This is a genomic window from Ruegeria sp. L11 (assembly GCF_056531755.1).
Genome location: NZ_JBQFMI010000004.1, coordinates 36206 through 59928, shown reverse-complemented (window position 1 = coordinate 59928; position 23723 = coordinate 36206). Strand labels below are relative to the sequence as shown.

Sequence of the window (23723 nt, the reverse complement as noted above, 5' to 3'; positions counted from 1 at the left end):
TGTGTGCTTTTGATCTGTGGGATTTTAATTCGGCTATGGCTGGTCGTTTTTCACGTCGATTGTTTCTGGGGGGATTAGGGGCGTCCCTGATCCCGGCAGCGGGCCTTGCGCAGGCACCGCTTGTATCGCTGAGGCCGCAGGCGCGTGGGGTCATATTAAGCGGTGCCGAGCGATTGGTGGCCGCAGCAGGCCTGAAAGGCGAAGTTGTGTTTGCGGTTGCGGATGTGGCGACCGGGGCGCAACTGGAAGTGTTTGGCGAGGGCGCAAGTCTGCCCCCGGCCAGCGTTGGAAAGGCAATGACCGCGCTTTATGCGCTGGATGTTCTGGGGCCGGAACACCGGTTCGAGACCCGCCTGGTGGCGGATGGCCGGATCGAGAACGGCGTTCTGCACGGCGATTTGATTCTGGTTGGGGGCGGCGACCCGCTGCTGGATACGGATGCGCTGGCCGCGATGGCGGCCAATTTGCGCGAGGCCGGGATTATCGAAGTGCGCGGCGCGTTCAAGGTTTATGACGGGGCGTTGCCTTATGTGTTCAGCATCGATCCCGAACAGCCGGATCATGTGGGCTATAGCCCGGCCGTCAGCGGCATTTCCCTGAACTTCAACCGCGTCCATTTCGAATGGAAACGCGCAGGCAATGGCTATGACATAACCATGGATGCCCGCAGTGAGCGTTATGTGCCTGCAGTGGATGTCTCGGCCATGCGGGTCGAGGATCGCAGCCTGCCGATCTATACCTATCAGGCAAGCGCGCGGCAGGATCGCTGGACCGTGGCCAAGGGCGCGCTGGGCAATGGCGGGGCCCGCTGGTTGCCGGTGCGCAAGCCCGCTTTGTACGCGGGCGATGTGTTTCGCACCTTGGCGCGGTCGAACGGGATCGTTTTGAAGCGTGTTCAGGTGACACGCCAGAGCGTACGGGGCGTCGATCTTGTAGTGCATCGCAGCGACAGCTTGGATCATGTCCTGCGCGGGATGCTGAAATACTCGACCAACCTGACGGCCGAAATGGTCGGGCTGGCCGCGACCAGGGCGCGCGGTGTTGACCCGCACACCCTGGCGGAATCAGCAGCCGAGATGAACCGGTGGGCCGCCAGTCGTTTCGGCGTGACCGGAATCGCCATGGTCGATCATTCGGGACTGAGCGATGCCTCGCGCATGGTACCGGCGGATTTGGTTGCGGCCCTTGTTGCAACACAGAAGTCGGGGATGTTGCGGCCCCTGATGAAACCTTTTGCACTGACCGACCGGAACGGGCGGCCCGTCAAGAACCACCCGATCAAGGTTGATGCCAAGACAGGGACATTGAACTTTGTATCCGGGTTGGGTGGTTTCCTGACAACTGCGGACGGGGTCGATCTGGCATTCGCGATATTCACCGCCGACGTGGACCATCGCGCAACGATCCCACGCGCGCAGCGTGAGCGCCCGGATGGCGCACGCAGCTGGAACAGCAGATCACGGAAATTGCAGCGCGCCTTGCTGGAGCGCTGGGGATCACTTTACGGAAGCTGAAACCTGAAACCGGCCTGAAGCAGCGGGCGTCAGACGGTGTGGCGCGCCCTAGCCCCGCGCTCGATCGCGGCCGCGTGCAGGCGGTCGATGTTCAGCTCGTACCGGATTTCTTCCAGCAGGCGCAGTTCGGATTCGGCCAGCGTTCCGTCAGCGGCGGCGACGTCACAGGCCAGAGCATAGGCCGTTTCGTTCAGGCGTTCGGGCAGGTTGTCCCGGATCAGGCCAAACAGCGCATCCAGCCCGTCTTCCTGTTCGAACAGGTCAAACACGACCTGCGACACGTGGCGCATCCGGTCGATGTCGTACCCGGCGAAAACCGGCAACATGTTCACGGCGACCTCGATCTTGACCAGCTCGGCGGTTCGGATGGTTTCGTCGGAGGCCGAGATCGCAACCATGATCGCCACAAGGCAATCCTGTGGGGACATCGGGTGGGGAACTTGCTCGGTCATTCGGGGCATCCTGCTTGGGTGTTTCTGATCGCGCACGATATGAGGGGGGGCGGTGAGGTTCAACACCTAGCTCGTGATTTGAGGCGGAAAAGCAGGTTCTGGGGGTTAGGAATTCTGTTTAACCCCGGTCGGGCATAACCCGGAGGTGCCGGAGCATGGTTTTCTCTGAAGCATTTTTGTGGTCAATCCGTGCGAGATAGTTCTGTGCCCGCTCAACCGGGTCATATCTGTACTGGTCGGGGCCAAGAAACTTGCGTGCATTCAGATCTGCGGTACTCAGAAGGTCGAAATTCACCAGTTCCAGCCAGCAATTCCACCCTTCATCATATTCGCCGGCCCAATTGTTCGTGTAATACCTGACAAGCCGGTTCCGGATCGTATACCCGTGGCAATCGAACGCGAGCAAGCCATTGGTGACGTAAATGTGGCTTCCGGCAAACCCTTCGGCAGGGACAATTCTTTCTGCATAAAAACCGGGCAGAGGCGACATCTTCAGATAGACGCCAGCGAGTATGTGGCAGGCGCCATTGCCGAAGAATATACGGTCCGGAAGCGCCCACCTGCGCTCGGGGTCTTTCTTAACACCGGGTTTCATTCTGTACATGAGTTGCTTTCGCGCCTGGACGTGGAGGAAGAAGGGTCGTGTGCCTATTGGGAAAACTGACAGTCCTTGCGGGGTGGCGCCAGTGATCTGGTGCCGCAGGATCGCGAAAAGTGTTGCCTGTCATTGACTCATGCTGCACTGGCACAATAGGAGGGGCCGGTCGGGTTGCGTGGTGCAACCGCGACCGTTTCCCCAATGGAGCACATTGAAATGTCTGAACTGCGCGAAACCGCGATGTCGTCCAAGGCCTGGCCCTTTGAAGAGGCGCGCCGGTTGCTCAAACGCTATCAGAAAGGTGCTCCGGAAAAGGGGTATGTGCTGTTTGAAACCGGATATGGTCCGTCGGGCCTGCCGCATATCGGCACGTTCGGTGAGGTGGCGCGGACCACGATGGTCAAGCGTGCCTTTGAGGCGCTGTCGGACATCCCGACCAAGCTGATCTGTTTTTCGGACGATCTGGACGGGATGCGCAAGGTTCCCAGCAACGTGCCGAACCCCGAGGCGCTGGAAGAGCATTTGCAGCGTCCGCTGACTTCGGTTCCTGATCCGTTTGGCGAATTTGACAGCTTTGGCGAGCACAACAACGCGATGCTGCGCCGGTTCCTTGATACCTTCGGGTTCGAATACGAGTTCTATTCGGCGCGCGACTTTTATCGCTCGGGCCAGTTCGACGAGATTCTGAAGCGTGCGGTTGAACGCTATAACGACGTGATGGCCATCATGTTGAAAAGCCTGCGGGAAGAACGCCAGCAGACCTATTCGATCTTCCTGCCGATCCACCCGGAAACCGGGCGGGTTCTGTATGTGCCGATGAAAAAGGTCTGCGCCGAGACCTACACCGTCACCTTCGATGATGAAGACGGCAAGGAATGGACCGTTCCCGTCACCGGCGGCAACGTGAAGCTGCAATGGAAGCCGGATTTCGGGGCGCGCTGGGCGGCACTGGGCGTTGATTTCGAGATGTACGGCAAGGAACACGCGACCAACGAAAAGATCTATGACGGGATCTGCCGGGCCTTGGGTGGCCGCGCGCCCGAGCATTTCAGCTATGAGCTGTTTCTGGACGAGAACGGACAGAAGATTTCGAAATCGTCGGGCAATGGTGTCTCGATTGACGAATGGCTGACCTATGCGCCGACCGAGTCGCTGGCTTATTTCATGTACCAAAAGCCCAAGACGGCCAAGCGGATGCATTTCGACGTGATCCCGAAAGCCTATGATGAGTATCATCAGCAGCTGCGCGCCTATCCGGGGCAGGACCTGAAGGCGCAGTTGAACAACCCGGTCTGGCATATCCACGGCGGCGACGTGCCGGAATCGACCCTGATCGTTCCCTTTGCGATGCTGCTCAATCTGGCATCGGTTTCCGGTGCCGAAGACAAGGAGGCGCTGTGGGGCTTTATTCGCCGCTATGCGCCCGAGGCAACGGCAGAGAGCCATCCCGATCTGGACAAGGCAGCCGGTTTCGCCGTGCGGTACTTCAACGATTTCGTCAAACCGACGCGTAAGCATCGCGCGCCGACGGATCAGGAGCGCGAGGCGCTGGAAGCGCTGAAGGCGGCGCTTGAGGCATATGATGGCCCGACCGAGGATGAAGCGTTGCAATCGGTGGTCTATGCCATCGGCCGCGAGCGGTTTGATCCAATGAAAGGGTGGTTCTCGGCGCTTTATGAGGTGCTGCTGGGGGCCTCGCAAGGGCCGCGTTTCGGGGGCTTTATCGCGCTTTACGGCGTGCCCGAGACCATCGCGCTGATCGACAAGGCACTGGCCGGAGAGCTGGTCTGATTTGACCTGAACCGGCATGGGGCTATCCTTGGAACAGGAGGTGGCCCCATGCGTCGACTACTGCTTGCATTATCCCTGAGCGCCGGGCTGGCGTCGGGCGCATTTGCGCAGAGTGCCGAGATCGAGGCCAATATCGCGGCACAGATACAGGCCTTCCGGGCGGATGACTTTGCGACCGCCTTCACCTTTGCCAGCCCCAGCATCCAGCGTCTGTTCCGAAACCCCGACAATTTCGGCGCGATGGTGCGCAATGGCTATCCCATGGTCTGGCGCCCCGCCGATGTGCGTTTTCTGGAACTGCGCGAGGTCGATGGCGCGCTGTGGCAGAAGGTGATGATTACGGACGGTAACGGGCGGGTGCATCTTCTGGACTATCAGATGATCCCGCTGACGGAAGGCTGGAAGATCAACGGGGTGCAACTGTTGGGTGCCGCTGACCCTGCGGCCTGAGGCAACACCACCGTCACGGTGAGATGAGCCGTGGTTAATTCCTTTTCGATATCCAGACTGTCGCGTTCGGGGCGGACCTGAACACGGGGTTTGAACGCGTCGCCGGATTTGCGCGACGCGATTGGGAAAGGGTTTTCAATGAACAAGGCAATCACCGACGGCATCGTGTTCATGCCGCCTCAATTCGCGAATGGTCTGACGGTCTGGTGTGCGGGGGACGGAACGCCCGGGTCGCCCACATATGGCGGGTCCGGCACGGGCGTGTTTGTTCCGGCGGATGCGGATTTTGCCGGTTGTCTTGAGATCCTGAAGGTCAACACAACCCAGCAATTGCGTTACATGGGGCAGACGCCGATCCTGCCCGGTTGCTATTTGCAGATCAAAGCCCGGGTCAAGGCGATCAGCGGCCCGTTGCCGTCGGTGCGCATAGCAGCCTGGGCCGGTGGCGCGGGTGATGTGCATGTGGCCGGTGTTGTGGAACAGGGGCCTGCCACCCAGCTGTCGGGCTATGGCACGGTTCACGAGATCACCGCGATTGTCGGCACCGGCCAGCGCCCGGGCGTGGACATGCCCTGGGGGCTTGCCGCCCTTTACGGGCATTTCGGCCTGGATATCGAAGGGGCCAACGGCGCGCTGGTGCGTGTCGATGATCTTGAGATCACCGATGTCACCGGGTTCTTTCTGCGCGAGATGATCAGCCTGGTCGATGTGCGCGACTTTGGTGCCGTTGGTGATGGTGTGACGGATGACTCGGTTGCGTTTGAGGCGGCGGATCAGGCGGCCGGTGGCCGCCGGGTCTTTGTTCCGCAAGGCATCTATCACCTTGCGGAAAACACCAGCATCGATGCGGAGATTGAATTCGAAGGCACCGTCACCATGCCGGATGACAAGATGCTGTTGCTGACCAAGGATTTCCATCTGCCCGCATATATTGAGGCGTTCGGAGATGAGGAGCTGGCCTTCAAGAAGGCGTTTCAGGCGCTGCTGAACAACTCGGACCACGACTCGCTGGATCTTGGCGGGCGCAAGATTTCCGTTTCCGCGCCAATCGACATGGCCGCTGCGGTTCCCAACAAGCAAAGCGGCTTTTCCACGCGCCGCGTGATCCGCAACGGGCAGTTCGATGTCAAAAGCGGTACCGCCTGGGACACCGAAACCTTCACCTCTGTCGCTACTTATGACCCCTTGGACAAGACACGCCTGACCAATGTCGCCAATGTGGCCAATATTCCGGTAGGATCGCTGGTTGAAGGCAGTGGTGTCGGGCGTGAGGTTTACGTGCGCTCGAAAAACATAGGTGCCGGTGAGATAACCCTGAGTGCACCCATCTATGACGCCGCCGGTACCCAGACCTTTACCTTTCAGTCGTTCAAATACCTGCTGGATTTCAGCGGTTTCGATACGTTGCGGAAATTCGGCATGGAACAGATCGAGTTTCAGTGCAACAGCCGGTGCAGCGGTATTCGTCTGGCGGCCTCGGGCAGTACGTTTTCGTTGAAAGACTGTTTTATCAGTCGCCCGAAGGATCGGGGCCTGACCTCGACCGCGACGGGGTGCAAGGGGCTGCTGATCGACAATTGCCAGTTCCTTTCCTCAGAAGAAGCGCTTGACGTGACGGACCGGAATTCCATCGGGCTGAACACCAACTCGAACGATGTGAAGCTGCGTCACAATCAGGCGGTGCGGTTCAAGCATTTTGCCGTTCTGGGCGGCGGTACTAATTTGGTTCTGGGCAACCATTTCTTTCAGGGCGACGGTATCCCGCAGGGGGTCCGTACCGCGGGGCTGATCATGATCGGCACCTACAACACTTCGACCATTGCCGAGAACTATGTCGACAACTGCTTTATCGAATGGACCAACGAACGCGATGCGGCGCCGAATTATACCAGTGGTTTCTCGTTCAGTTCGATGAGCATCACGGACAATATCTTTTTCTCAAGCGATGCACCGGCCTGGTTCAGTTATATCATCATCCGCCCCTATGGCGCTGGCCATTACCTGAATGGCGTGACGGTGACCGGGAACAAGTTCCGCGCCACCAGCGGTTCGATCGACCGGGCGGAACGGGTCGATACGTCTTTTGCCGATCTGGACAATAACAGGCATTCGAACGTGACCTACGAGAACAATACCTATCACGGGATTGGCAAGAGATCCTCGAACCCGCTGCGCATCCGCAGCCAGCAGAACTCGGTCGCGAATGTCTGGACTGTTTCGGCAAACGGCGAATTGCCATTTGGCGGCAAGGCGCGCGGCTGCGACGGGGTCACTGCCATCGGGTCGCTGACCGGGGTGTTCAACAACCTTGTCTATTCGGCCCCTCATGTTCTGACCGAACAGGGGGTCAGTGGCGACAGTCTTATTCTGCGCTGGCCGGATCACCTGAAAGGCGAAGTCTCGGTCACGATGCGCATGGAGCGTTGAAACAGCGGCTGGCCGCCCATTCCGGGGTGGCCAGCCGCCTGACAAACGGGCGCAGAAAAGCGCTGATTGGCGCATCGGCAAGGAAATAGGCGACGTTTCAATCTGATGTGCTAGGCTTGGGGAAAGAAATGGAGAATCCCGATGCCGAAAATCGCCAAAAACGCCAGTGTTCAGACAGTTATCACCACGTTTGAAATGACGCCCGGCACCTGTCAGGACCTTTTGGAAGCGCTGACCGACGCCTATTCCGAGTTCATCTCGAAGCAGCCCGGCTTTGTTTCTGCGGGGCTTCATGTGAATGATGCGCAAACCCGGATTGCCAACTATTCGCAATGGCAACGTCGCGAGGATTTCCTGGCCATGCTGCGGACCCCCGAGATGCGCGACCGCAACCGCAAGATCAACGAGCTGTGCAAGAGCTTTGAGCCGGTCATGTATGACGTTGCAGAGACATTTGGCTCTACCTGACCTGAATCAAAGCCTGCGGTGCATGTCTGTTTCAAAGTAAGTCTGCAAAACGGAGGCGCATGCTATGTATCACAACATTCTCGTTCCGATCTCTTTCGATGCCGAAAGAGATACGTCCGGGCCGTTGAAACTGGCCCGGGTTCTGGCCACGCCGGACGCGCAGGTCACATTGCTGCATGTGGTTGAGCATATTCCGAATTATGCAATCTCGTACATGCCGGCGGAATATTTGTCCGAGGCCCGAAAGGCGATTCAGTCAGAGCTTGATACGCTGGCGTCGCAATTGCCGAATGCCACGGGCGTGGTGGTCGAAGGGCATTCCGGCCGGACCATTCTGGATTGGGCCGAGGCGCATCACCCGGACCTGATCATCGTGGCCTCGCACCGGCCGGGGATGCAGGATCTGCTGCTGGGGTCAACCGCGTCCCATATCGTACGCCACGCCCCTTGCGCGGTACATGTGGTCCGGTAACGGTCGGACATCATCGGCAGTAAGCAAAATTGTGCCTGTGCGGGCGGTGGTTTTGGGCCGGGCCAGATTTTTTGAACCCGGTGGAACTGTGTTGCCTCGGCTTTGCCACATATTGCCCTTATGGGTCGGGGCATGTTGTTCAAGAAACCAACGCAGGAAGCACCTGACCTGAACCCGCGCTCGGCCAAACGACACCAGCGCGCCGAGGCGGCGCGGCGGCAGGCGCTGTCCCCGCTGCGGATACTGGTCATGGTTCTGCTGCTGCCGCTGACGACCGCGCTGATTGCCACGGGCGTCTTTCTGCGCACCTCGGGCTATGAGCGGGACGAGGCGGTGATCCACCTGATCGCGCTGGCGGGATGTGATGCGACGCAGGCCATGGGGATCGGGCCGTTCCGCGCAGGACAGCCGGGTTATCATGAGCGCAACGATCCGGATGGTGACGGGGTGGCCTGCGGGTATGCCGAGCTGGAGCTGCCACGTGTGACCACCGTGCAGGCGCAGGACCAGCCGAAGCCGCGCGAACGGTCGGTGGGAAGCGCCAAGTTCGTGCGCCCCTGAATTCGGGGGAAGGGTCTAGCCTTTCATCGCCTGTAGCAGTTCCAACAACCCTTTGCGGTCGTCGTCACTGGCATAATCGCCGGTGGCCAGCCGTTCGGCGATACGCAGGCGCAGGCGCTCCTGTTGGGTGCGGACCTCTTCCCCGGCGGTTTCGGCCAGCGTCTTCATGATCACCGCCACGGCCTGTTGGCGCTTGGTGGTGGGGTTGGCGATATAATCGACAAGGCTCTGCTGGCCGGAATCGAGGATGTTTTCGGCCAGATCGCGCAGTTGGTCACCATTGGGCAGCAGCGGGGCGGGGGCCTGTTCGGGGGGCAGGATTTCCGGCAGGTTGCGCGGGGTCTCGGCCAGGGCGTTCGCGCCATCGACAAAGGCTTCGGTGATCATCCGCGTGATCTTGATCGCGCGCGGGTCCTTGAACAGAGCCGAGGCGATGGCCACGCCGTAATCGGTATAGACCCACGGATTGACCCGCCGCCCGCCGCGGCCTTTGGGTTTTGAAATCACATTCTGTGATTGCAAATCAGCGACCTCGGCATCGGTCAGCTGAAAGCGGTAGCCCTCGAACAGGTCGGTGTTGCGCGACACCGCCTGATTAAACGCACTGACGGATTTTCCGTAGAACTGCGCCAGATCCTCGGCCAGCACCACTCGGGTGCCGCGCACCCTGTGAATGGCACTTTGGACCTCATGCGTGCTGGGCAGGTTTTTCGGGTTCGTCATGGCAGCCGTTTGGAATCACAATTTGTGATTTCAAACGTGGAGGAGGGTGGGGCGGGGTGCAAGGGTGGAGTGTGGGGATCTCCTTGCCCAAAACCTGATAAACCGCGTGCTCAGCCGGGCGTATTGCGCAGATAGGCAAAGCGATAGGCAAGCGCGACGCCGCCTGCGCCGCCGACAATATTGCCGATCGTGACCCAGAAGAGGTTGCCCATGGCCGCGCCCAAACCGAAATCGGCACCGGCAAGCGCGCCCTGCGGCAGCAGGTACATGTTGGCGACCGAATGTTCGAGCCCCAACAGGACAAACGCCGCAATGGGCCAGAGTACTGCCATGATCTTGCCCGCCACCGATCTGGCCGCGAAGCTCAGCCAGACGGCAAGGCAGACCAACGCGTTGCACAGAACGCCGCGCGCAAAGGCTTGGGTGGCCGAGAGGTCGATCTTGCCATTTGCGATTGCTGATGCGGTGGCCCCCATGGGCCCGTCAAACAAGCCGGTTGCAGCGAAGGCCAGAGCCAGCGCGATGGCCCCGACCAAATTCCCAAGGTACACGAGGCCCCAGTTGCGCAGCAGGGCGCGCGGTGAGATTTTCCGATCCACCGCCGCGATAGTCATCAGGGCGTTACCGGTGAACAGCTCGGCCCCGCCGACGATCACAAGGATCAGGCCCAGCGAGAACACGACACCACCCAGAAACCGGGCCGGTCCAAACCCCGGGTCAACGCCGGTCATGACCATGGTGAAGGCGGCCCCGCCGAAGCCGATGAACACGCCCGCGAGTATCGCCAGAGTCAGTGTCTGGCCGACCGTGAGATGTGCCTTGGCAACGCCAGCTGTTTCAACCAGCTCGGCGATCTGGGCGGGTTTGTAAGCGTCTATGCCGGTTGGGTTCCGTGTTTGCATGGGACCCACTTTGCCGAGGCATTCGTGGTGCGGCATTGATTGGGATCAAGCATCCGTCGGTGCAAAAACAACCGCACTGGGGGCGAGGCTGCAACCCTGAAGGGACAGCCGCCCGGATGCAGTGCGGTGTATGGTTGAAAATCGGCGCAAATCGCCGGTATCAATGCGAGATTTCTGGCTGTCGTGCTAGGGTGCGCGCGGCGGGGCCGTTCCGGCCGTGTTACATGGCAATTTTGCCAGACGACGGAGGATAGTGATGTTTGCACGAATTACCCAATACAAAATGAAGCCCGGTACGCGCGAGGCGGCGACGGCGAAGATGAATGAATTGAAATCCGACATCATGGGTATGCCCGGCATGCACAGCTTTACCAACGTGATGAACGAGGATGGTTCAGGCTATGTGATCTCGGTGGTCGAAAGCGAAGCGACCTCGAACGCGAATGCGCCCAAAGTGGCCGAGCTGTGGGGCCATTTCGCTGAATTCATGGAAGGCCCGCCGACGCCGGTTGGGTACGACGTGATTGCCCATTGGGATAAGGGGTAACGGTTCGGGCGGGGGGTTCCCGCCCTTTCTTTTATTTGGAGAGAACAGCGATTTGGACCTCATGTGGTCTGGCCAGGGTGTTCGGGTTCGTCATGGCAACCGCTTGGAAACACAATTTGTGAATTCAAACGTGGAGGAGTGCGCGCTGGGCTGCAAGGGTGGAGTGTGGGATGTGACTTACCTACTCAGGCAAACGCTCATAACTCTTTCCTTAGTATCACCGCCGTAACGGGTGTTGGACGGCAGTGCGATCCAGTCTCTGTGCCGATAACTCCAAAGAAACGGCCAATTCTCGCTGTTACACGCGACGCCATGTGGGGACTGGTAACCGTCGGAGCGATCTCGAATGGACTTGAACAAAGACGAACGTTCTATGATGCGTAACTCGGATGCTTTCGCGTATCTTTTCATTTGCCATTGCACTTGCAGGTTTTGCAACGCGACCGGACCTATCACTGTAAGCATTGCGCCAACAATAATAGTCGGTATTTTTGCCTTGCCCGGCATGATCGCAGCGGCTGCGGCCACCAAAAACAGTAAAATCAACGCCGCAAAGAAAAAAACAAAAAGTCTCGCGGTTAAAGCATCTCCCAGTAAAAATAGGATTGAGGCGGGCCATACAGCTAGCGCCAGCATTCGTAAGCCGCTAAAGCTCGAATCTACTCCAAGTCCCCAGATGATCATCAAAAGGAGCACGAACCATAGCATTGATATACTTCTGCTGGGCGACGCTTCGCGCCATCCTGCGAGCACACTTACCCATACCCAAACCATTGCTAGGAGTGAAATTGTTCCGAGCAGTCCAACTGCAATAAGAAGCGTGATCAAAAAACTTTCCTAAACCGATTGTCTAAGAAGATAGATTTCCTGCTTTGAGGCAAATTGCAACCGTCAGTTGCGTTTTAACCTACCGCTTCCTTCTCTTCACATTCCCACCCCGTTGCCCGGGTCGTCCAGCCGTTGACCGTCCGCGCGATTTCACTGCCTCCTCCGAGGCTTTCTCGACCGCCCATTGGCGGGCCATGGGGTCGTCGGCGATGGCCAGATCGACCGCTTCCAGGCGTTTGATCTCATCCCGGATGTTGGCGGCCTCTTCGAATTCCAGGTTCTCGGCGGCTTTGCGCATCTGGTCGCGCAGCCCGTTCAGGTGCGCCTCGAGGTTGGCGCCGTGCATCGGTTTGTCGATGGTGGCGGTGACGCGGTTCATGTCCACGTCGCCCTCATAAAGCCCGGCCAGAACATCCTCGACATTCTTTTTAACGGTCGCGGGCGTGATACCGTGTTCCTCGTTATAGGCCATCTGCTTGGCGCGGCGGCGGTCGGTTTCCGCCAGTGCGCGTTCCATCGAACCGGTGATCTTGTCGGCATACATGATCACCCGGCCCTCGGCGTTGCGCGCGGCGCGACCGATGGTCTGAACCAGCGAGGTCTCGGACCGCAAAAAGCCTTCCTTGTCGGCGTCCAGAATGGCGACCAGCCCGCATTCGGGGATGTCGAGCCCTTCACGCAGCAGGTTGATGCCGACCAGCACGTCGAAGGCGCCCAGACGCAGGTCGCGCAGAATCTCGATCCGTTCCAGCGTGTCGATATCGGAATGCATGTAGCGGACCTTGATGCCCTGTTCGTGCAGGTATTCGGTCAGGTCCTCGGCCATGCGTTTGGTCAGCGTCGTGACCAATGTGCGATAGCCATCGGCGGCGACCTTGCGCACCTCGTCCAGCAGGTCGTCGACCTGCATCGACACGGGGCGGATTTCGACCTGCGGGTCCAGCAGGCCGGTGGGGCGGATCACCTGTTCGGTGAAGACGCCGCCGGTCTGGTCCAGCTCCCACGCGGCGGGGGTGGCCGAGACGAAGACGGATTGCGGGCGCATGGCATCCCATTCCTCGAACTTCAAAGGCCGGTTGTCCATGCAGGACGGCAGGCGGAACCCGTGTTCGGCCAGCGTGAACTTGCGCCGGTAGTCGCCCCGGTACATGCCGCCGATCTGCGGAACGCTGACATGGGATTCGTCAGCAAAGACGATGGCGTTGTCGGGGATGAATTCGAACAGGGTCGGGGGCGGTTCGCCCGGAGCGCGGCCGGTCAGATAGCGCGAATAGTTCTCGATCCCGTTGCAGACGCCGGTGGCCTCGAGCATTTCCAGATCGAAATTGGTGCGCTGTTCCAGCCGCTGCGCCTCGAGCAGTTTGCCTTCGCCGACCAGCTGGTCGAGGCGCGTCCGCAGTTCTTTTTTGATCCCGATGATCGCCTGCTGCATCGTCGGTTTCGGCGTCACGTAGTGGGAATTCGCATAGACCCGGATATGGTCCATCGTGTCGGTCTTTTCACCGGTCAGCGGGTCGAATTCGGTGACCTGTTCCAGTTCCTCGCCGAAGAAGGACAGTTTCCAGGCGCGGTCTTCGAGGTGGGCGGGCCAGATTTCCAAACTGTCGCCCCGCACCCGGAACGAGCCGCGCTGAAACCCCTGATCGTTACGGCGGTATTGCTGGGCCACCAGATCGGCCATCACCTGCCGCTGGTCGTATTCGTGACCGACCTTCAGATCCTGCGTCATCGCCCCGTAGGTTTCGACCGAACCGATACCGTAGATGCAGCTGACCGAAGCAACGATGATCACGTCATCGCGTTCCAGCAACGCCCGCGTGGCCGAGTGGCGCATCCGGTCGATCTGTTCGTTGATCTGGGATTCTTTTTCTATGTAGGTGTCAGAGCGCGGCACATAGGCTTCGGGTTGGTAATAGTCGTAATAGGACACGAAATATTCCACCGAGTTTTCGGGGAAGAAGCCCTTGAACTCACCATATAGCTGCGCCGCCAATGTCTTGTTGGGGGCGAGGATGATGGCCGGACGCTGGGTTTCTTCAATCACCTTGGCCATGGTGAAGGTCTTGCCCGTTCCGGTCGCGCCCAGCAGCACCTGATCGCGTTCCCCGTCCAGCACGCCGCCTGCCAGTTCCTTGATCGCCGTGGGCTGATCGCCCGCCGGGTTGAATTCGGTATGCATCACGAATTGTCGGCCGCCTTCCAGTTTCAGGCGCGCGCGCACGTCTTCGGCGGTCAGTTGGGTCTTGTCGGAATGGGCGTAAGGCATTGGCAGGCTCCGGGCGTCAGGCCCTTACATTTGTTCTTATTTTGTCCAACTGCAAGGGCCGATCCGGATTCATTGCCCGCTATGCGGTCTGAGGCCGTGCGACGGGTGAGACGGTGTGATGTTCTTGCGTTTGTTTGGCGAGACCCTATTCCGACCTGATGACAGTTTCTGGCATGAGTTCGCAGGCGGAGCCGCGACAATTGCAATCTTGCCCCCGGGCGCGCTCTGACGCATAAACGGGCTCAGCCAAGTGAGTACGGAGAGGCGACATGCGCGCACGGATCTACCAGCCCGCAAGAAATGCGATGACCTCGGGGATGGCCAAGACCCGCAAATGGGTTCTGGAATACGCCCCGGCCTCGGCGCGCGAGGTTGATCCGCTGATGGGCTGGACGTCGTCCAGCGACACGCAGGCTCAGGTGCGCCTGAAGTTCGACACGCGGGAAGAGGCGCTGGATTATGCCAAGGCCCACGGTATCGATGCCGAGGTCAGCGAGCCGCACAAGCGCAAACCCAATCTGCGCGCGCGGGGTTATGGCGAGAATTTCGCAACCGACCGGCGCGGCCCCTGGACGCACTGAATGATCGAAATCCGAGAGGCTGACCCGACATCGGACGTATTGCGCCCGATTGTCGATGCGCATTTTGCCCATGGTGAAACTGCGGGACCTGCGGAAAGCAACCACACGATGGACGCTGAAGCCTTGGCCGGGCGGGGGGTGCGGTTCTGGGCCATTTTTGACGGACAGCAGCCATTGGGGTGCGGTGCGCTGAAAGCGCTGCCCGATGGAACCGCCGAAGTGAAATCGGTGCATATTCTGGCGCAGGCAAGAGGGCGCGGGCTGGCGCGCGTTCTGATGGTGCATCTGGCTGAACAGGCTGGCGCAGAGGGGTGTGCGGCATTGGTTCTTGAGACCGGGGCGAGCCATCTTCGCGAATATGATGCCGCCCGCAAGTTGTATGAGTCGCTGGGGTATTCCTATTGCGGGCCTATCTTTGGGTATGTTGACGATCCCAACAGCGCATTCATGCGCTTGCCTCTTGAACCCCGCGGGTAAAAACCGCAAGAAGGGCGCAGCGGTCCCTTAGCTCAACTGGATAGAGCAGCTGACTTCTAATCAGCAGGTTGAGGGTTCGAGTCCTTCAGGGATCGCCATTATCAAACCAGATCAATACCGGACATGCGCCTGCTTTGGTCGGCGCGTCGTAATCTTGTGGCTGTTTGGTGTGGTATGAGGGGCTGGACGAGGGGGTCATGCCAGCCCCTCTAAGGGGGTCACAGAGTGGTAGTACGTGTTCCTTACGTACAATCTAACGTGATTCACCGTGCGGCGATATTGGGGGATTCCCGTAGGCTGGTATTTGCGCGGAAATATGCGTGTCAGGCAGTGCAATCCTGTTGAGACCAGACCGGTTTTTTGCGCGGTATTCGTGTTGAGGCTGTGGGAACCGCTGGCAAAACCGGGGGCGATGCAAAAAATATATTGCAACCGGTTGCAAAGAAAATCATTGTTACGCACAACAACAAGATTCGGGAGAGCTGCATGTTGAGGGTCGGATTGCTGGGTGCCGGGCGTATCGGGCGCGTTCATGCGCAGGCCATATCTTCCCATCCGGGAAGCAGGTTGTGTGCCGTATCCGATGCGCTGCCCGAAGCGGCGAACAACCTCGCGGATGAATATGGGGCCGAGGCACGCAGTTCAGAAGAAATAATCGCTGATCCCGAAATTGACGCGGTTCTGATTGCAACGCCGACGGATACGCATTCCGACCTGATCGAGGCGGCCACGGGCGCTGGCAAAGCCGTTCTGTGCGAAAAGCCCGTCGATCTGAGCCTTCAGAGGGCACAGGACTGTCTGAGCGCCGTCGCGGGGCGCGGCAAACCTGTCATGATCGGGTTTAACCGGCGGTTCGATCCCAATTTTGCAGCTTTGAAGGCCGGGCTGTACGCGGGTGAAATCGGCAAGGCCGAACTGTTGTCGATCACGTCATTTGACCCGGCACCGCCTCCGGTCAGCTATGTAAAAGTGTCCGGAGGACTGTTTCGGGACATGATGATCCACGATTTCGACATGGCGAACTTTCTGATGGGGGATGTGCCCCAGATCGTCACGGCGGTGGGATCGTCGCTTGTGGATGCGGATATCGGCGCGGCAGGCGATGTGGATACGGCTGTGGTCACAATGACTTACGCAGACGGCCGGATTGCGGTCATCAAGAACTCGCGCAGGGCGGCCTATGGGTATGATCAGCGGGTCGAGTTGCTGGGTTCGGAGGGGTTGTTGCAGGCGCATAACATGCTGGAAAACACCGTCGTGAAATCGACGGCAGATGGCGTTGTGGGCGCAAAGCCGACTTATTTCTTTCTGGAACGCTACATGCCGGCCTATCGCGTGGAATGGGCCGCATTTGTTGATGCCGTCAGCGGCGGTTCCGACGTTCCAGTCACGTTGCAGGATGGTGTGGCGGCGCTGGCGATGGCCGAGGCCGCGACCCTGTCAGCGCAGACGGGAAAGCCCGTCCGGATGGAGGAAATTTTGAAACCGGTTGCAAAATGACCAAAATTCTTCAAACTAACGACAGCTCGGCCCTGCGCCGCAGCCACTGAGATTCGGCACAGCCGGATGATTGGGGCCGGTACCCCAACAGAAGATCAGACTGAACCAATGGGAGGAAACTGAAATGAAGAAATTCGTTAAAGGTGCACTTGCCGCGGGGGCACTGGCCCTGGCTACGCCCGCTCTTGCGCAGGACATCGTGGTCGTATCGCATGGCCAGGCCAATGACGCATTCTGGAACGTCGTGAAGAACGGTGTTGAACAGGCTGGCAAGGATGTCGGTGTGAATGTGGAATACCGCGCGCCGGAAACCTTCGACATGGTGGCCATGTCGCAGCTGATCGACGCTGCGGTGAACCAGGAACCTGATGGCCTGATCGTTTCGATCCCGGATGCGGATGCGCTTGGCCCGTCAATCGAACGTGCCGTTGCCGCTGGAATCCCGGTGATCTCGATCAACTCGGGATCGGATGTGTCGAAACAGCTGGGTGCGTTGCTGCACGTGGGTCAGGACGAGTTTGACGCTGGGAAAGCTGCAGGTGAACAACTGGCTTCGATGGGAGGTAAAACCGCGATCTGCGTGAACCACGAAGTGGGCAACGTTGCGCTGGACCTGCGTTGCGCAGGTTTCGCGGAAGGCTTTGGCGGTAATGTCGAAGTTCTGCCAACCTCGAATGACCCGTCGGAAATCGAGTCGAAGGTCTCGGCTGCTCTGGCTGCAAACGAAGCCGTCGATACGGTCATGGCGCTGGGTGCAAGCTCGGCCGGTGAGCCGACTGTTGCCGCTGTCAAAGCGTCGGGCCGTGATGTGAATGTTGCATCCTTCGACCTGTCGGCCAACTTCCTGCAATCGATTGCGGATGGCGACGCGGCCTTTGCCATTGACCAGCAGCAGTATCTGCAAGGGTATCTGTCGGTGAACTTCATGGGCCTGCACGCCAAATACGGCCTGATGCCCGGTGGCAACGTTCCTTCGGGTCCGAACCTGATCACTCAGGACAAGGCCGCGCAGGTGATCGAGCTGTCCGCGCAGGGCATCCGCTGATCCATACCGCAACCTGAACTAAACGGGGCGGCGCGGTGGCGCCGCTCCCACCCAAGTGGGAGGAAACGATGAGTGACTCAGCGCAAATCGCCGGGGACGAAAGGGTCAAGAAAGAACCTTTCATGACCAAGCTCATGAAACGGCCCGAACTCGGTGCGATGGCCGGTGTCGTTCTGGTGGTCATCTTCTTTGCCATCACAGCAGACGATTCGATGTTTACCCTGGCCGGGGTCATGAACTTCATGACACCTGCGGCACAGCTGGGCATTCTAGCAATCGGTGCGGCCCTTCTGATGATCGGTGGTGAGTTTGATCTGTCCATCGGATCGATGGTGGCGTTTGCGGGCCTGTTCTTCGGCGTCTGCGTGGTGACATGGCATCTGCCACTGATCATTGCGATCCCCATGACATTTGTATTCGCGGCATTCGTCGGAGCAGTGAACGGCAATATCGTCATAAGATCTGGCCTGCCGTCCTTTATCGTGACGCTGGCTTTCCTGTTCATTCTGCGTGGCTTGTCCCTTGTTGGCCTCAAAGCGGCGACCGGAGGGTCGACCCAGTTGCGCGGTGTGCGTGACGTGGTTGAAAACGACTGGCTGGCGCCGTTCTTTTCGGGCGAAGCCTTTGGCAGCCTGTTTGCCTGGCTGGCGGCCAATGGCATGATTGACACTTTCAAAAGCGGAGCACCCAAGGTGCCCGGCGTTCCGGTCGAAATCCTGTGGTTCATCGTGCTGGCATTGGCCGCCACCTATGTGTTGCTGCGAACCCCGGCGGGGAACTGGATTTTCGCGGCGGGCGGTGACAGCACTGCGGCATCGAATTCCGGTGTTCCCGTGAGCAAGATCAAGGTGTCTCTGTTCATGCTGACCGCCTGTTGCGCTGCATTGGTGGCCATCATTACGGTGATCGACGCGGGCTCGACCGACGCACGGCGTGGTTTCCAGAAAGAATTCGAGGCGATCATCGCTGCCGTGATCGGGGGCTGTCTGCTGACGGGCGGATATGGCTCGGCCATCGGGGCGTTCTTTGGTTCGATCATCTTTGGCATGGTTGTCATCGGACTGACCTATACGGATTTCGATCAGGACTGGTTCCAGGTGTTCCTGGGCGCGATGCTGCTGATTGCCGTTCTGTTCAACAACGCGATCCGCAAACGCGTAACCGGGGAGCGCTGATATGACCGAAGATACCAAGTTCCACCACGGCGATGCGGCGGGCGATCAGGCCCCCATCGTGGAAATGAAGGATATCGAGAAGCACTTTGGCAACATCATCGCATTGGCGGGCGTCAGTTTTGACGTCAAACCGGGTGAATGCCACTGCCTGCTGGGCGATAACGGCGCGGGTAAGTCGACCTTCATCAAGACCATGTCCGGGGTACATAAACCCACCAAGGGCGAGATCTTTTTCGAGGGCAGGCCGCTGCATTTCGACACCCCTCGGGATGCGATGGAGGCAGGCATCGCGACCGTGTTCCAGGATCTGGCGATGATCCCGCTGATGAGCGTCACGCGCAACTTTTTCATGGGGCGCGAGCCGACCAAGGGTAAGGGTCTGCTGAAGCGGTTCGATGTTGAACACGCAAATGAGGTCTGCATGGAAGAGATGCGCAAGATGGGCATCAACCTGCGTGGGCCGGATCAGGCCGTTGGCACCCTGTCTGGGGGGGAACGGCAGACCGTCGCCATTGCCCGCGCCGTGTATTTTGGTGCCAAGATCCTGATCCTGGACGAACCGACCTCGGCCCTGGGTGTGCGCCAGACCTCGAACGTGCTGGCCACCATCGACAAGGTGCGCAGTCAGGGCGTCGGCGTGGTTTTCATCAGCCACAACGTGCGTCACGCGCTGGCGGTGGGTGACAGGTTCACCGTTTTGAACCGGGGCAAGACGCTGGGCACAGCAACGCGTGGCGAGATCACGCCAGAGCAGTTGCAGGACCTGATGGCAGGCGGTCAGGAAATGGCCGAGCTTGAGGGATCGCTGGGCGGTACGGTTTAAAATACAGAACTTGGATGCCCCAATGGGGCATCCATCTGGCGGTGGCACGTGACGCCACTCTGTTTTCAGGCTTTGATACAAAAGCTGGCACCTTCGCAAATGAGAAAACCCGCAGGCCGCCAAAGGCGGAGCTGAGTTGAAAGGGATCATGATGAGCAAGACAGTCCGACTGACCGCGGCGCAGGCTCTGGTGCGCTATCTGGGCGCGCAGATGAACGAGGCCGGAGAGCCCTTTATCGCAGGTGTCTGGGCGATCTTCGGCCATGGCAATGTGGCCGGTCTGGGCGAGGCGTTGCACGGTGTGAAAGACAGCCTGCCCACCTATCGCGGTCATAATGAGCAGACCATGGCGCATTGCGCGATTGCCTATGCCAAGCAGTTGGGGCGCAGGCGGGCGATGGCGGTCACTTCGTCCATCGGGCCGGGGGCCACCAACATGGTCACGGCCGCTGCTCTGGCCCATGTGAACCGCCTGCCGGTTTTGTTGCTGCCCGGTGACGTGTTTGCCACGCGTGGTCCCGACCCGGTTTTGCAGCAACCCGAAGTGTTCTCGGACGGAACCATCAGCGCAAATGACTGTTTCAGACCGGTCAGCCGGTATTTCGACCGCATCACGCGGCCGGAGCACCTGCTGACGGCTCTGCCGCGCGCCTTCCGCACCATGACGGACCCGGCGGATTGCGGTCCGGTGACGCTGGCCTTTTGTCAGGATGTGCAGGCCGAAGCTTATGACTATCCCGTGAGCTTTTTTGACCCGCGCGTCTGGTATCAGCGCCGCATTCGTCCGGATGAAGGTGAATTGGCACGAGCCGTGGCCGCAATCAAGGCAGCCAAGCGCCCTGTGATCGTGGCTGGGGGCGGTGTGCATTATTCGGATGCGACCACCGCGTTGCAGCGCTTTGCCGAGGCACACAACGTGCCGGTGGCCGAGACGCAGGCCGGTAAGTCCGCGCTGGCCTGGGATCACCCCCTGAACCTTGGTCCGATTGGCGTCACCGGCGGTGAGCCTGCCAATGATATCTGCGCCGAGGCTGATCTGGTGCTGGGCGTCGGCACCCGGTTTCAGGACTTCACCACAGGGTCTTGGGGATTGTTCGCAAACCCCGAGCGGGAGTTGATCAGCCTGAACACCGCCGCCTATGACGCGGCAAAGCACGGCGCGATGCCGCTGCAGGCTGACGCCCGCGTAGGGCTTGGTGAACTGAGCGGTGCGTTGGGCGGTTACCGCGCGCCTGATATGCCTGCAACGCTGAAACCCGAGTGGTTTGCCAAGGTCGACGCATTGACCGACGCGCCCGCAGACAGCAATGCGCTGCCCACGGACATGCAGGTGATTGGTGCCGTGCAGCGGGCGGCCAATGAAAACACCGTTGCCATGTGTGCCGCAGGCACGATGCCGGGTGAGCTGCACAAGCTGTGGAAGGCACCGCGCCCCGGTGCCTATCACATGGAATATGGCTTCAGCTGCATGGGGTATGAGATCGCCGGTGCCATGGGCATCAAGTTGGCCCAGCCCGACCGCGACGTGATCTGCTTTACCGGTGACGGTACTTACATGATGGCGAACTCGGAAATGGCGACGGCGGCGATGATGGGGATTTCGTTCACCGTTGTGGTCACCGACAATCGCGGCTTTGGCTGCATCAACCGTTTGCAGATGGGAACCGGCGGGGCCGAGTTTAACAACCTGCTGGATCACGCAATCGGCGGTGAAAATTCGGTGATCGACTTTGCCAAACATGCCGAAGCAATGGGGGCGACGGCGGTCAAGGTCAGCTCGATCGCCGAGCTTGAGGAGGCACTGGCCAAACGCGCCGAGGTCAGAGGCCCTTATGTGGTGGTGATCGACACCGATCCCTACCCATCGACCGAATATGGCGGAACGTGGTGGGAAGTGGCGGTGCCCGAGGTCAGCATCCGCCCGGAAGTTAACGAAAAACGTGCGGCCTATGAGGTCGCCATCAAGGAAAGAAACACGAAATGAGCGTGAAGATCGGTATCTCTCCGATTGCCTGGCAGAATGACGATTTGCCGGACCTGACCGCAGCCTACACGATGGAGCAGGCGCTTAAAGAAGCGCGCGAGATCGGCTATACCGGTGTTGAACGGGGTCAGCGGATGCCGGGCGACACCGAAGGGTTGCGCGCCTATCTGGAGGCCAATGACATCGCGTTGTGTGGCGGCTGGTGCTCGGGTAGTACTCTGGTCAATGACCTGGACGCCGAAATCGCTGTCGTGCGTGAACAGGTCGAACAATTTGTTGCGCTGAACAGCCCCTGCATCGTTTACGCCGAGTGTTCCAATACCGTCCAGGGGCAGATCGGAACGCCGGTCAATGACCGCCCGAAGCTGTCCAAAGACGAGGTTCTGGCCTATGCGGCCAAGCTGACCGAGCTTGCCAAATGGATGGCAGATCAGGGTATGCCGATGGCCTATCACCATCACATGGGCACGATCATCGAAAGCGAAGAGGATGTGAACTGGTTGATGGAGGGTTCCGGCCCCGAATTGAGCTTGTGCTTCGATACGGGCCATCTGCTGTTTGGTGGCGGCGACGTGATGGCCACACTGAACCGTTGGGGCGACCGTGTGCACCATGTCCACTTCAAGGATATCCGCCCGGACATCGTGCGGGACACGCGCGAGAACAATCGCAGCTTTCTGGATGCGGTGATCGCCGGCGCGTTCACCGTGCCGGGTGATGGGTGCATCGACTTTCAGGCCGTAGCCAACGCGTTGAAAGCAATGGATTACAGCGGCTGGATCGTGGTCGAGGCCGAGCAGGACCCCGCCAAGGCGCCGCCCTATGAGTACTCCAAATTGGGCTATGACCACATCGTCGAGGTTTGCGGCAAGGCAGGGTTGGAGATCACCGTTTAATCACCGCCCCTCGGGGCAACACCGAAGCCATGAAAGAGGAGTTTGTCATGGTACATCAAGACCTTGGATATGTCGGCTATTTTGACCGGGAATCCTGCGATCTGGATGAGTTCAAGGTGTTGACCTCGCAAAACCTGACAGCCGGTGCGGTGCCTCATGCCGCATCGGTGCAAAAGAACGTTCCGATCTATGATATGCATGCGCTGCGCCCGGTGTTGGAGAAGGCTGATCAAAGAAAAGCGCTGCTGGCGGAATGGGCGTATGTGCTGGACAAGTCGGCGGGCGTGATCGTTCTAAAAGGCGCATTTGCGGATACGTCCGTGATCGACCGGGCGACCGCTGTGTTCCATCAGATCATCGAAGAAGAACGTCAGGGCGGGGCCGGGGAAGGCGACCACTTTGCAGCCTCGGGCGCGAATGACCGGATATGGAACGCGTTACAGAAACAGTGCTTGCGCGATCCCGAGGGCTTTGCGCTCTATTTCGGGAATGTGGCCATTGCAGCGGCTTGCGAGGCGTGGCTGGGGCCGAACTATCAAATGACCGCGCAAATCAATCAGGTGCGCCCCGGCGGCAAGGCACAGCAGGCGCATCGGGATTACCATCTGGGCTTTCAAACCGCCGACAGCGCCGCACGGTATCCGGCCCATGCCCATCTGGTGACGGCCTCGCTGACCTTGCAAGGCGCGGTTGCGCATTGTGACATGCCCGTGGAAAGCGGCCCAACCAAACTGTTGCCGTTTTCGCAGCTTTACGCGCCGGGATATCTGGCCTTTCACGATGCGGCACACCGGGCGTTTTTTGAAGAGAACTACATTCAGTTGCCCCTTGCGAAGGGGGATGCGGTGTTCTTCAACCCGGCGCTGTTCCACGCTGCCGGGGAAAACAGCAGTACGGATATTCAGCGGATGGCGAACCTGTTGCAGGTCTCATCCGCTTTTGGCCGCGCGATGGAGATGGTTGACCGGCAGTCCATGTCGCAGGCGGTGTTTCCGTCGCTGGTCGCCCTGAAACAACGGGGGGCGCTGAGTGCGGCAGAGCTGAATGCCGCTATTGCCGCAACGGCTGAGGGCTATCCGTTCCCGACCAATCTGGACACCGACCCGCCGATTGGTGGCAACGCGCCCGAAAGCCAGGCCGACATATTGCACAGGGCCGTATCGGAAGGGTGGGCCGAGGCTCAGCTGTCTGCCGCGCTTTTGGCCCTGCAAACACGGCAAGCGGCCTGAGGGCGATACAGGCG

Annotated in this window: 23 protein-coding genes and 1 tRNA gene; 18 read left to right on the top strand and 6 right to left on the bottom strand. The window is 59.5% G+C overall.

The window, feature by feature from the left end:
* Positions 1-35: 35 nt before the first annotated feature.
* On the top strand, positions 36-1514 hold the full coding sequence (gene dacB / locus ACR0CE_RS10160) for a D-alanyl-D-alanine carboxypeptidase/D-alanyl-D-alanine endopeptidase (RefSeq protein WP_480832221.1): 1479 nt from the start codon (positions 36-38) through the stop codon (positions 1512-1514).
* A gap of 29 nt (positions 1515-1543) precedes the next feature.
* Here the strand turns inward: dacB and ACR0CE_RS10155 are convergent, their stop codons facing one another.
* Both ACR0CE_RS10155 and ACR0CE_RS10150 read right to left on the bottom strand, forming a co-directional pair.
* Positions 1544-1966 (bottom strand): tellurite resistance TerB family protein, encoded by a 423-nt coding sequence (locus ACR0CE_RS10155; RefSeq protein ID WP_209507905.1) that lies wholly within the window; start codon positions 1964-1966, stop codon positions 1544-1546.
* 118 nt (positions 1967-2084) lie between these two features.
* Entirely contained in the window at positions 2085-2561 is a 477-nt protein-coding gene (locus ACR0CE_RS10150) for a hypothetical protein (RefSeq protein ID WP_480492798.1), read from the bottom strand.
* A gap of 219 nt (positions 2562-2780) precedes the next feature.
* On the opposite strand from ACR0CE_RS10150, the gene ACR0CE_RS10145 reads away from it, so the two are divergent.
* The 6 genes from ACR0CE_RS10145 (at position 2781) to ACR0CE_RS10120 (ending at position 8733) form a co-directional block, all read left to right on the top strand.
* Positions 2781-4355, top strand: a complete 1575-nt coding sequence (locus ACR0CE_RS10145; RefSeq protein WP_480832218.1) for a lysine--tRNA ligase — start codon at positions 2781-2783, stop codon at positions 4353-4355.
* 48 nt (positions 4356-4403) lie between these two features.
* A complete protein-coding gene (locus tag ACR0CE_RS10140) occupies positions 4404-4805 on the top strand; it encodes a DUF4864 domain-containing protein (protein ID WP_480475250.1) in 402 nt (133 codons plus the stop codon).
* A gap of 138 nt (positions 4806-4943) precedes the next feature.
* Complete coding sequence (locus ACR0CE_RS10135) at positions 4944-7232, top strand: glycosyl hydrolase family 28-related protein (protein ID WP_480832216.1); 2289 nt, start codon at positions 4944-4946, stop codon at positions 7230-7232.
* A gap of 141 nt (positions 7233-7373) precedes the next feature.
* Positions 7374-7700, top strand: coding sequence for an antibiotic biosynthesis monooxygenase family protein (locus ACR0CE_RS10130; protein ID WP_209507893.1), 327 nt, complete (start codon positions 7374-7376; stop codon positions 7698-7700).
* A gap of 64 nt (positions 7701-7764) precedes the next feature.
* Positions 7765-8172 carry a universal stress protein gene (locus ACR0CE_RS10125; RefSeq protein WP_209507891.1) on the top strand — a complete coding sequence of 136 codons (408 nt, stop codon included), beginning with the start codon at positions 7765-7767 and terminating at the stop codon, positions 8170-8172.
* A gap of 132 nt (positions 8173-8304) precedes the next feature.
* Positions 8305-8733, top strand: a complete 429-nt coding sequence (locus ACR0CE_RS10120; protein ID WP_480832213.1) for an excalibur calcium-binding domain-containing protein — start codon at positions 8305-8307, stop codon at positions 8731-8733.
* 15 nt (positions 8734-8748) lie between these two features.
* Here the strand turns inward: ACR0CE_RS10120 and ACR0CE_RS10115 are convergent, their stop codons facing one another.
* Positions 8749-9456, bottom strand: a complete 708-nt coding sequence (locus tag ACR0CE_RS10115) for an ORF6N domain-containing protein (protein WP_480832212.1) — start codon at positions 9454-9456, stop codon at positions 8749-8751.
* Positions 9457-9566: 110 nt separating this feature from the next.
* On the bottom strand, positions 9567-10358 hold the full coding sequence (locus ACR0CE_RS10110; RefSeq protein ID WP_480832210.1) for a formate/nitrite transporter family protein: 792 nt from the start codon (positions 10356-10358) through the stop codon (positions 9567-9569).
* Between the two features lie 256 nt (positions 10359-10614).
* Between ACR0CE_RS10110 and ACR0CE_RS10105 the strand changes: the two genes are divergently transcribed.
* Positions 10615-10905, top strand: a complete 291-nt coding sequence (locus ACR0CE_RS10105; RefSeq protein WP_209507883.1) for an antibiotic biosynthesis monooxygenase family protein — start codon at positions 10615-10617, stop codon at positions 10903-10905.
* A 177-nt stretch (positions 10906-11082) separates the two neighbouring features.
* Here the strand turns inward: ACR0CE_RS10105 and ACR0CE_RS10100 are convergent, their stop codons facing one another.
* Positions 11083-11733, bottom strand: a complete 651-nt coding sequence (locus ACR0CE_RS10100) for a hypothetical protein (RefSeq protein ID WP_480832208.1) — start codon at positions 11731-11733, stop codon at positions 11083-11085.
* A 79-nt stretch (positions 11734-11812) separates the two neighbouring features.
* Positions 11813-13999 (bottom strand): excinuclease ABC subunit UvrB, encoded by a 2187-nt coding sequence (gene uvrB / locus ACR0CE_RS10095; RefSeq protein WP_480832207.1) that lies wholly within the window; start codon positions 13997-13999, stop codon positions 11813-11815.
* Between the two features lie 269 nt (positions 14000-14268).
* On the opposite strand from uvrB, the gene ACR0CE_RS10090 reads away from it, so the two are divergent.
* The 10 genes from ACR0CE_RS10090 to ACR0CE_RS10045 all read left to right on the top strand — a co-directional run bounded on the left by ACR0CE_RS10090 (position 14269) and on the right by ACR0CE_RS10045 (position 23709).
* A complete protein-coding gene (locus ACR0CE_RS10090) occupies positions 14269-14580 on the top strand; it encodes an ETC complex I subunit (protein ID WP_267366439.1) in 312 nt (103 codons plus the stop codon).
* Positions 14581-15057, top strand: coding sequence for a GNAT family N-acetyltransferase (locus ACR0CE_RS10085; protein ID WP_480832204.1), 477 nt, complete (start codon positions 14581-14583; stop codon positions 15055-15057). It begins immediately after the preceding gene.
* 21 nt (positions 15058-15078) lie between these two features.
* Positions 15079-15155 (top strand) — tRNA-Arg (locus ACR0CE_RS10080).
* A gap of 388 nt (positions 15156-15543) precedes the next feature.
* A complete protein-coding gene (iolG, locus tag ACR0CE_RS10075; protein ID WP_480832202.1) occupies positions 15544-16557 on the top strand; it encodes an inositol 2-dehydrogenase in 1014 nt (337 codons plus the stop codon).
* Between the two features lie 124 nt (positions 16558-16681).
* Entirely contained in the window at positions 16682-17602 is a 921-nt protein-coding gene (locus tag ACR0CE_RS10070; protein ID WP_267364100.1) for a sugar ABC transporter substrate-binding protein, read from the top strand.
* A gap of 68 nt (positions 17603-17670) precedes the next feature.
* On the top strand, positions 17671-18777 hold the full coding sequence (locus ACR0CE_RS10065) for an ABC transporter permease (RefSeq protein WP_480475272.1): 1107 nt from the start codon (positions 17671-17673) through the stop codon (positions 18775-18777).
* A 1-nt stretch (position 18778) separates the two neighbouring features.
* Entirely contained in the window at positions 18779-19600 is an 822-nt protein-coding gene (locus ACR0CE_RS10060) for an ATP-binding cassette domain-containing protein (protein ID WP_267364097.1), read from the top strand.
* Positions 19601-19751: 151 nt separating this feature from the next.
* The gene (iolD, locus tag ACR0CE_RS10055; RefSeq protein ID WP_480832200.1) at positions 19752-21584 is read left to right on the top strand and encodes a 3D-(3,5/4)-trihydroxycyclohexane-1,2-dione acylhydrolase (decyclizing); all 1833 of its coding nucleotides are present in this window, start codon (positions 19752-19754) and stop codon (positions 21582-21584) included.
* The gene (gene iolE / locus ACR0CE_RS10050; protein WP_480832198.1) at positions 21581-22480 is read left to right on the top strand and encodes a myo-inosose-2 dehydratase; all 900 of its coding nucleotides are present in this window, start codon (positions 21581-21583) and stop codon (positions 22478-22480) included. Before iolD ends, iolE begins: the two co-directional genes overlap by 4 nt.
* Positions 22481-22527: 47 nt before the next feature.
* A complete protein-coding gene (locus tag ACR0CE_RS10045) occupies positions 22528-23709 on the top strand; it encodes a phytanoyl-CoA dioxygenase family protein (protein ID WP_480832196.1) in 1182 nt (393 codons plus the stop codon).
* The last annotated feature ends 14 nt before the right edge of the window (positions 23710-23723 follow it).

Coding starts and splice junctions, on each gene's coding strand:
- dacB (WP_480832221.1), top strand. CDS start 36: ATGGCTGGTCGTTTTTCACGTCGATTGTTTCTGGGGGGATTAGGGGCG.
- ACR0CE_RS10155 (WP_209507905.1), bottom strand. CDS start 1,966: ATGACCGAGCAAGTTCCCCACCCGATGTCCCCACAGGATTGCCTTGTG.
- ACR0CE_RS10150 (WP_480492798.1), bottom strand. CDS start 2,561: ATGAAACCCGGTGTTAAGAAAGACCCCGAGCGCAGGTGGGCGCTTCCG.
- ACR0CE_RS10145 (WP_480832218.1), top strand. CDS start 2,781: ATGTCTGAACTGCGCGAAACCGCGATGTCGTCCAAGGCCTGGCCCTTT.
- ACR0CE_RS10140 (WP_480475250.1), top strand. CDS start 4,404: ATGCGTCGACTACTGCTTGCATTATCCCTGAGCGCCGGGCTGGCGTCG.
- ACR0CE_RS10135 (WP_480832216.1), top strand. CDS start 4,944: ATGAACAAGGCAATCACCGACGGCATCGTGTTCATGCCGCCTCAATTC.
- ACR0CE_RS10130 (WP_209507893.1), top strand. CDS start 7,374: ATGCCGAAAATCGCCAAAAACGCCAGTGTTCAGACAGTTATCACCACG.
- ACR0CE_RS10125 (WP_209507891.1), top strand. CDS start 7,765: ATGTATCACAACATTCTCGTTCCGATCTCTTTCGATGCCGAAAGAGAT.
- ACR0CE_RS10120 (WP_480832213.1), top strand. CDS start 8,305: ATGTTGTTCAAGAAACCAACGCAGGAAGCACCTGACCTGAACCCGCGC.
- ACR0CE_RS10115 (WP_480832212.1), bottom strand. CDS start 9,456: ATGACGAACCCGAAAAACCTGCCCAGCACGCATGAGGTCCAAAGTGCC.
- ACR0CE_RS10110 (WP_480832210.1), bottom strand. CDS start 10,358: ATGCAAACACGGAACCCAACCGGCATAGACGCTTACAAACCCGCCCAG.
- ACR0CE_RS10105 (WP_209507883.1), top strand. CDS start 10,615: ATGTTTGCACGAATTACCCAATACAAAATGAAGCCCGGTACGCGCGAG.
- uvrB (WP_480832207.1), bottom strand. CDS start 13,999: ATGCCTTACGCCCATTCCGACAAGACCCAACTGACCGCCGAAGACGTG.
- ACR0CE_RS10090 (WP_267366439.1), top strand. CDS start 14,269: ATGCGCGCACGGATCTACCAGCCCGCAAGAAATGCGATGACCTCGGGG.
- ACR0CE_RS10085 (WP_480832204.1), top strand. CDS start 14,581: ATGATCGAAATCCGAGAGGCTGACCCGACATCGGACGTATTGCGCCCG.
- iolG (WP_480832202.1), top strand. CDS start 15,544: ATGTTGAGGGTCGGATTGCTGGGTGCCGGGCGTATCGGGCGCGTTCAT.
- ACR0CE_RS10070 (WP_267364100.1), top strand. CDS start 16,682: ATGAAGAAATTCGTTAAAGGTGCACTTGCCGCGGGGGCACTGGCCCTG.
- ACR0CE_RS10065 (WP_480475272.1), top strand. CDS start 17,671: ATGAGTGACTCAGCGCAAATCGCCGGGGACGAAAGGGTCAAGAAAGAA.
- ACR0CE_RS10060 (WP_267364097.1), top strand. CDS start 18,779: ATGACCGAAGATACCAAGTTCCACCACGGCGATGCGGCGGGCGATCAG.
- iolD (WP_480832200.1), top strand. CDS start 19,752: ATGAGCAAGACAGTCCGACTGACCGCGGCGCAGGCTCTGGTGCGCTAT.
- iolE (WP_480832198.1), top strand. CDS start 21,581: ATGAGCGTGAAGATCGGTATCTCTCCGATTGCCTGGCAGAATGACGAT.
- ACR0CE_RS10045 (WP_480832196.1), top strand. CDS start 22,528: ATGGTACATCAAGACCTTGGATATGTCGGCTATTTTGACCGGGAATCC.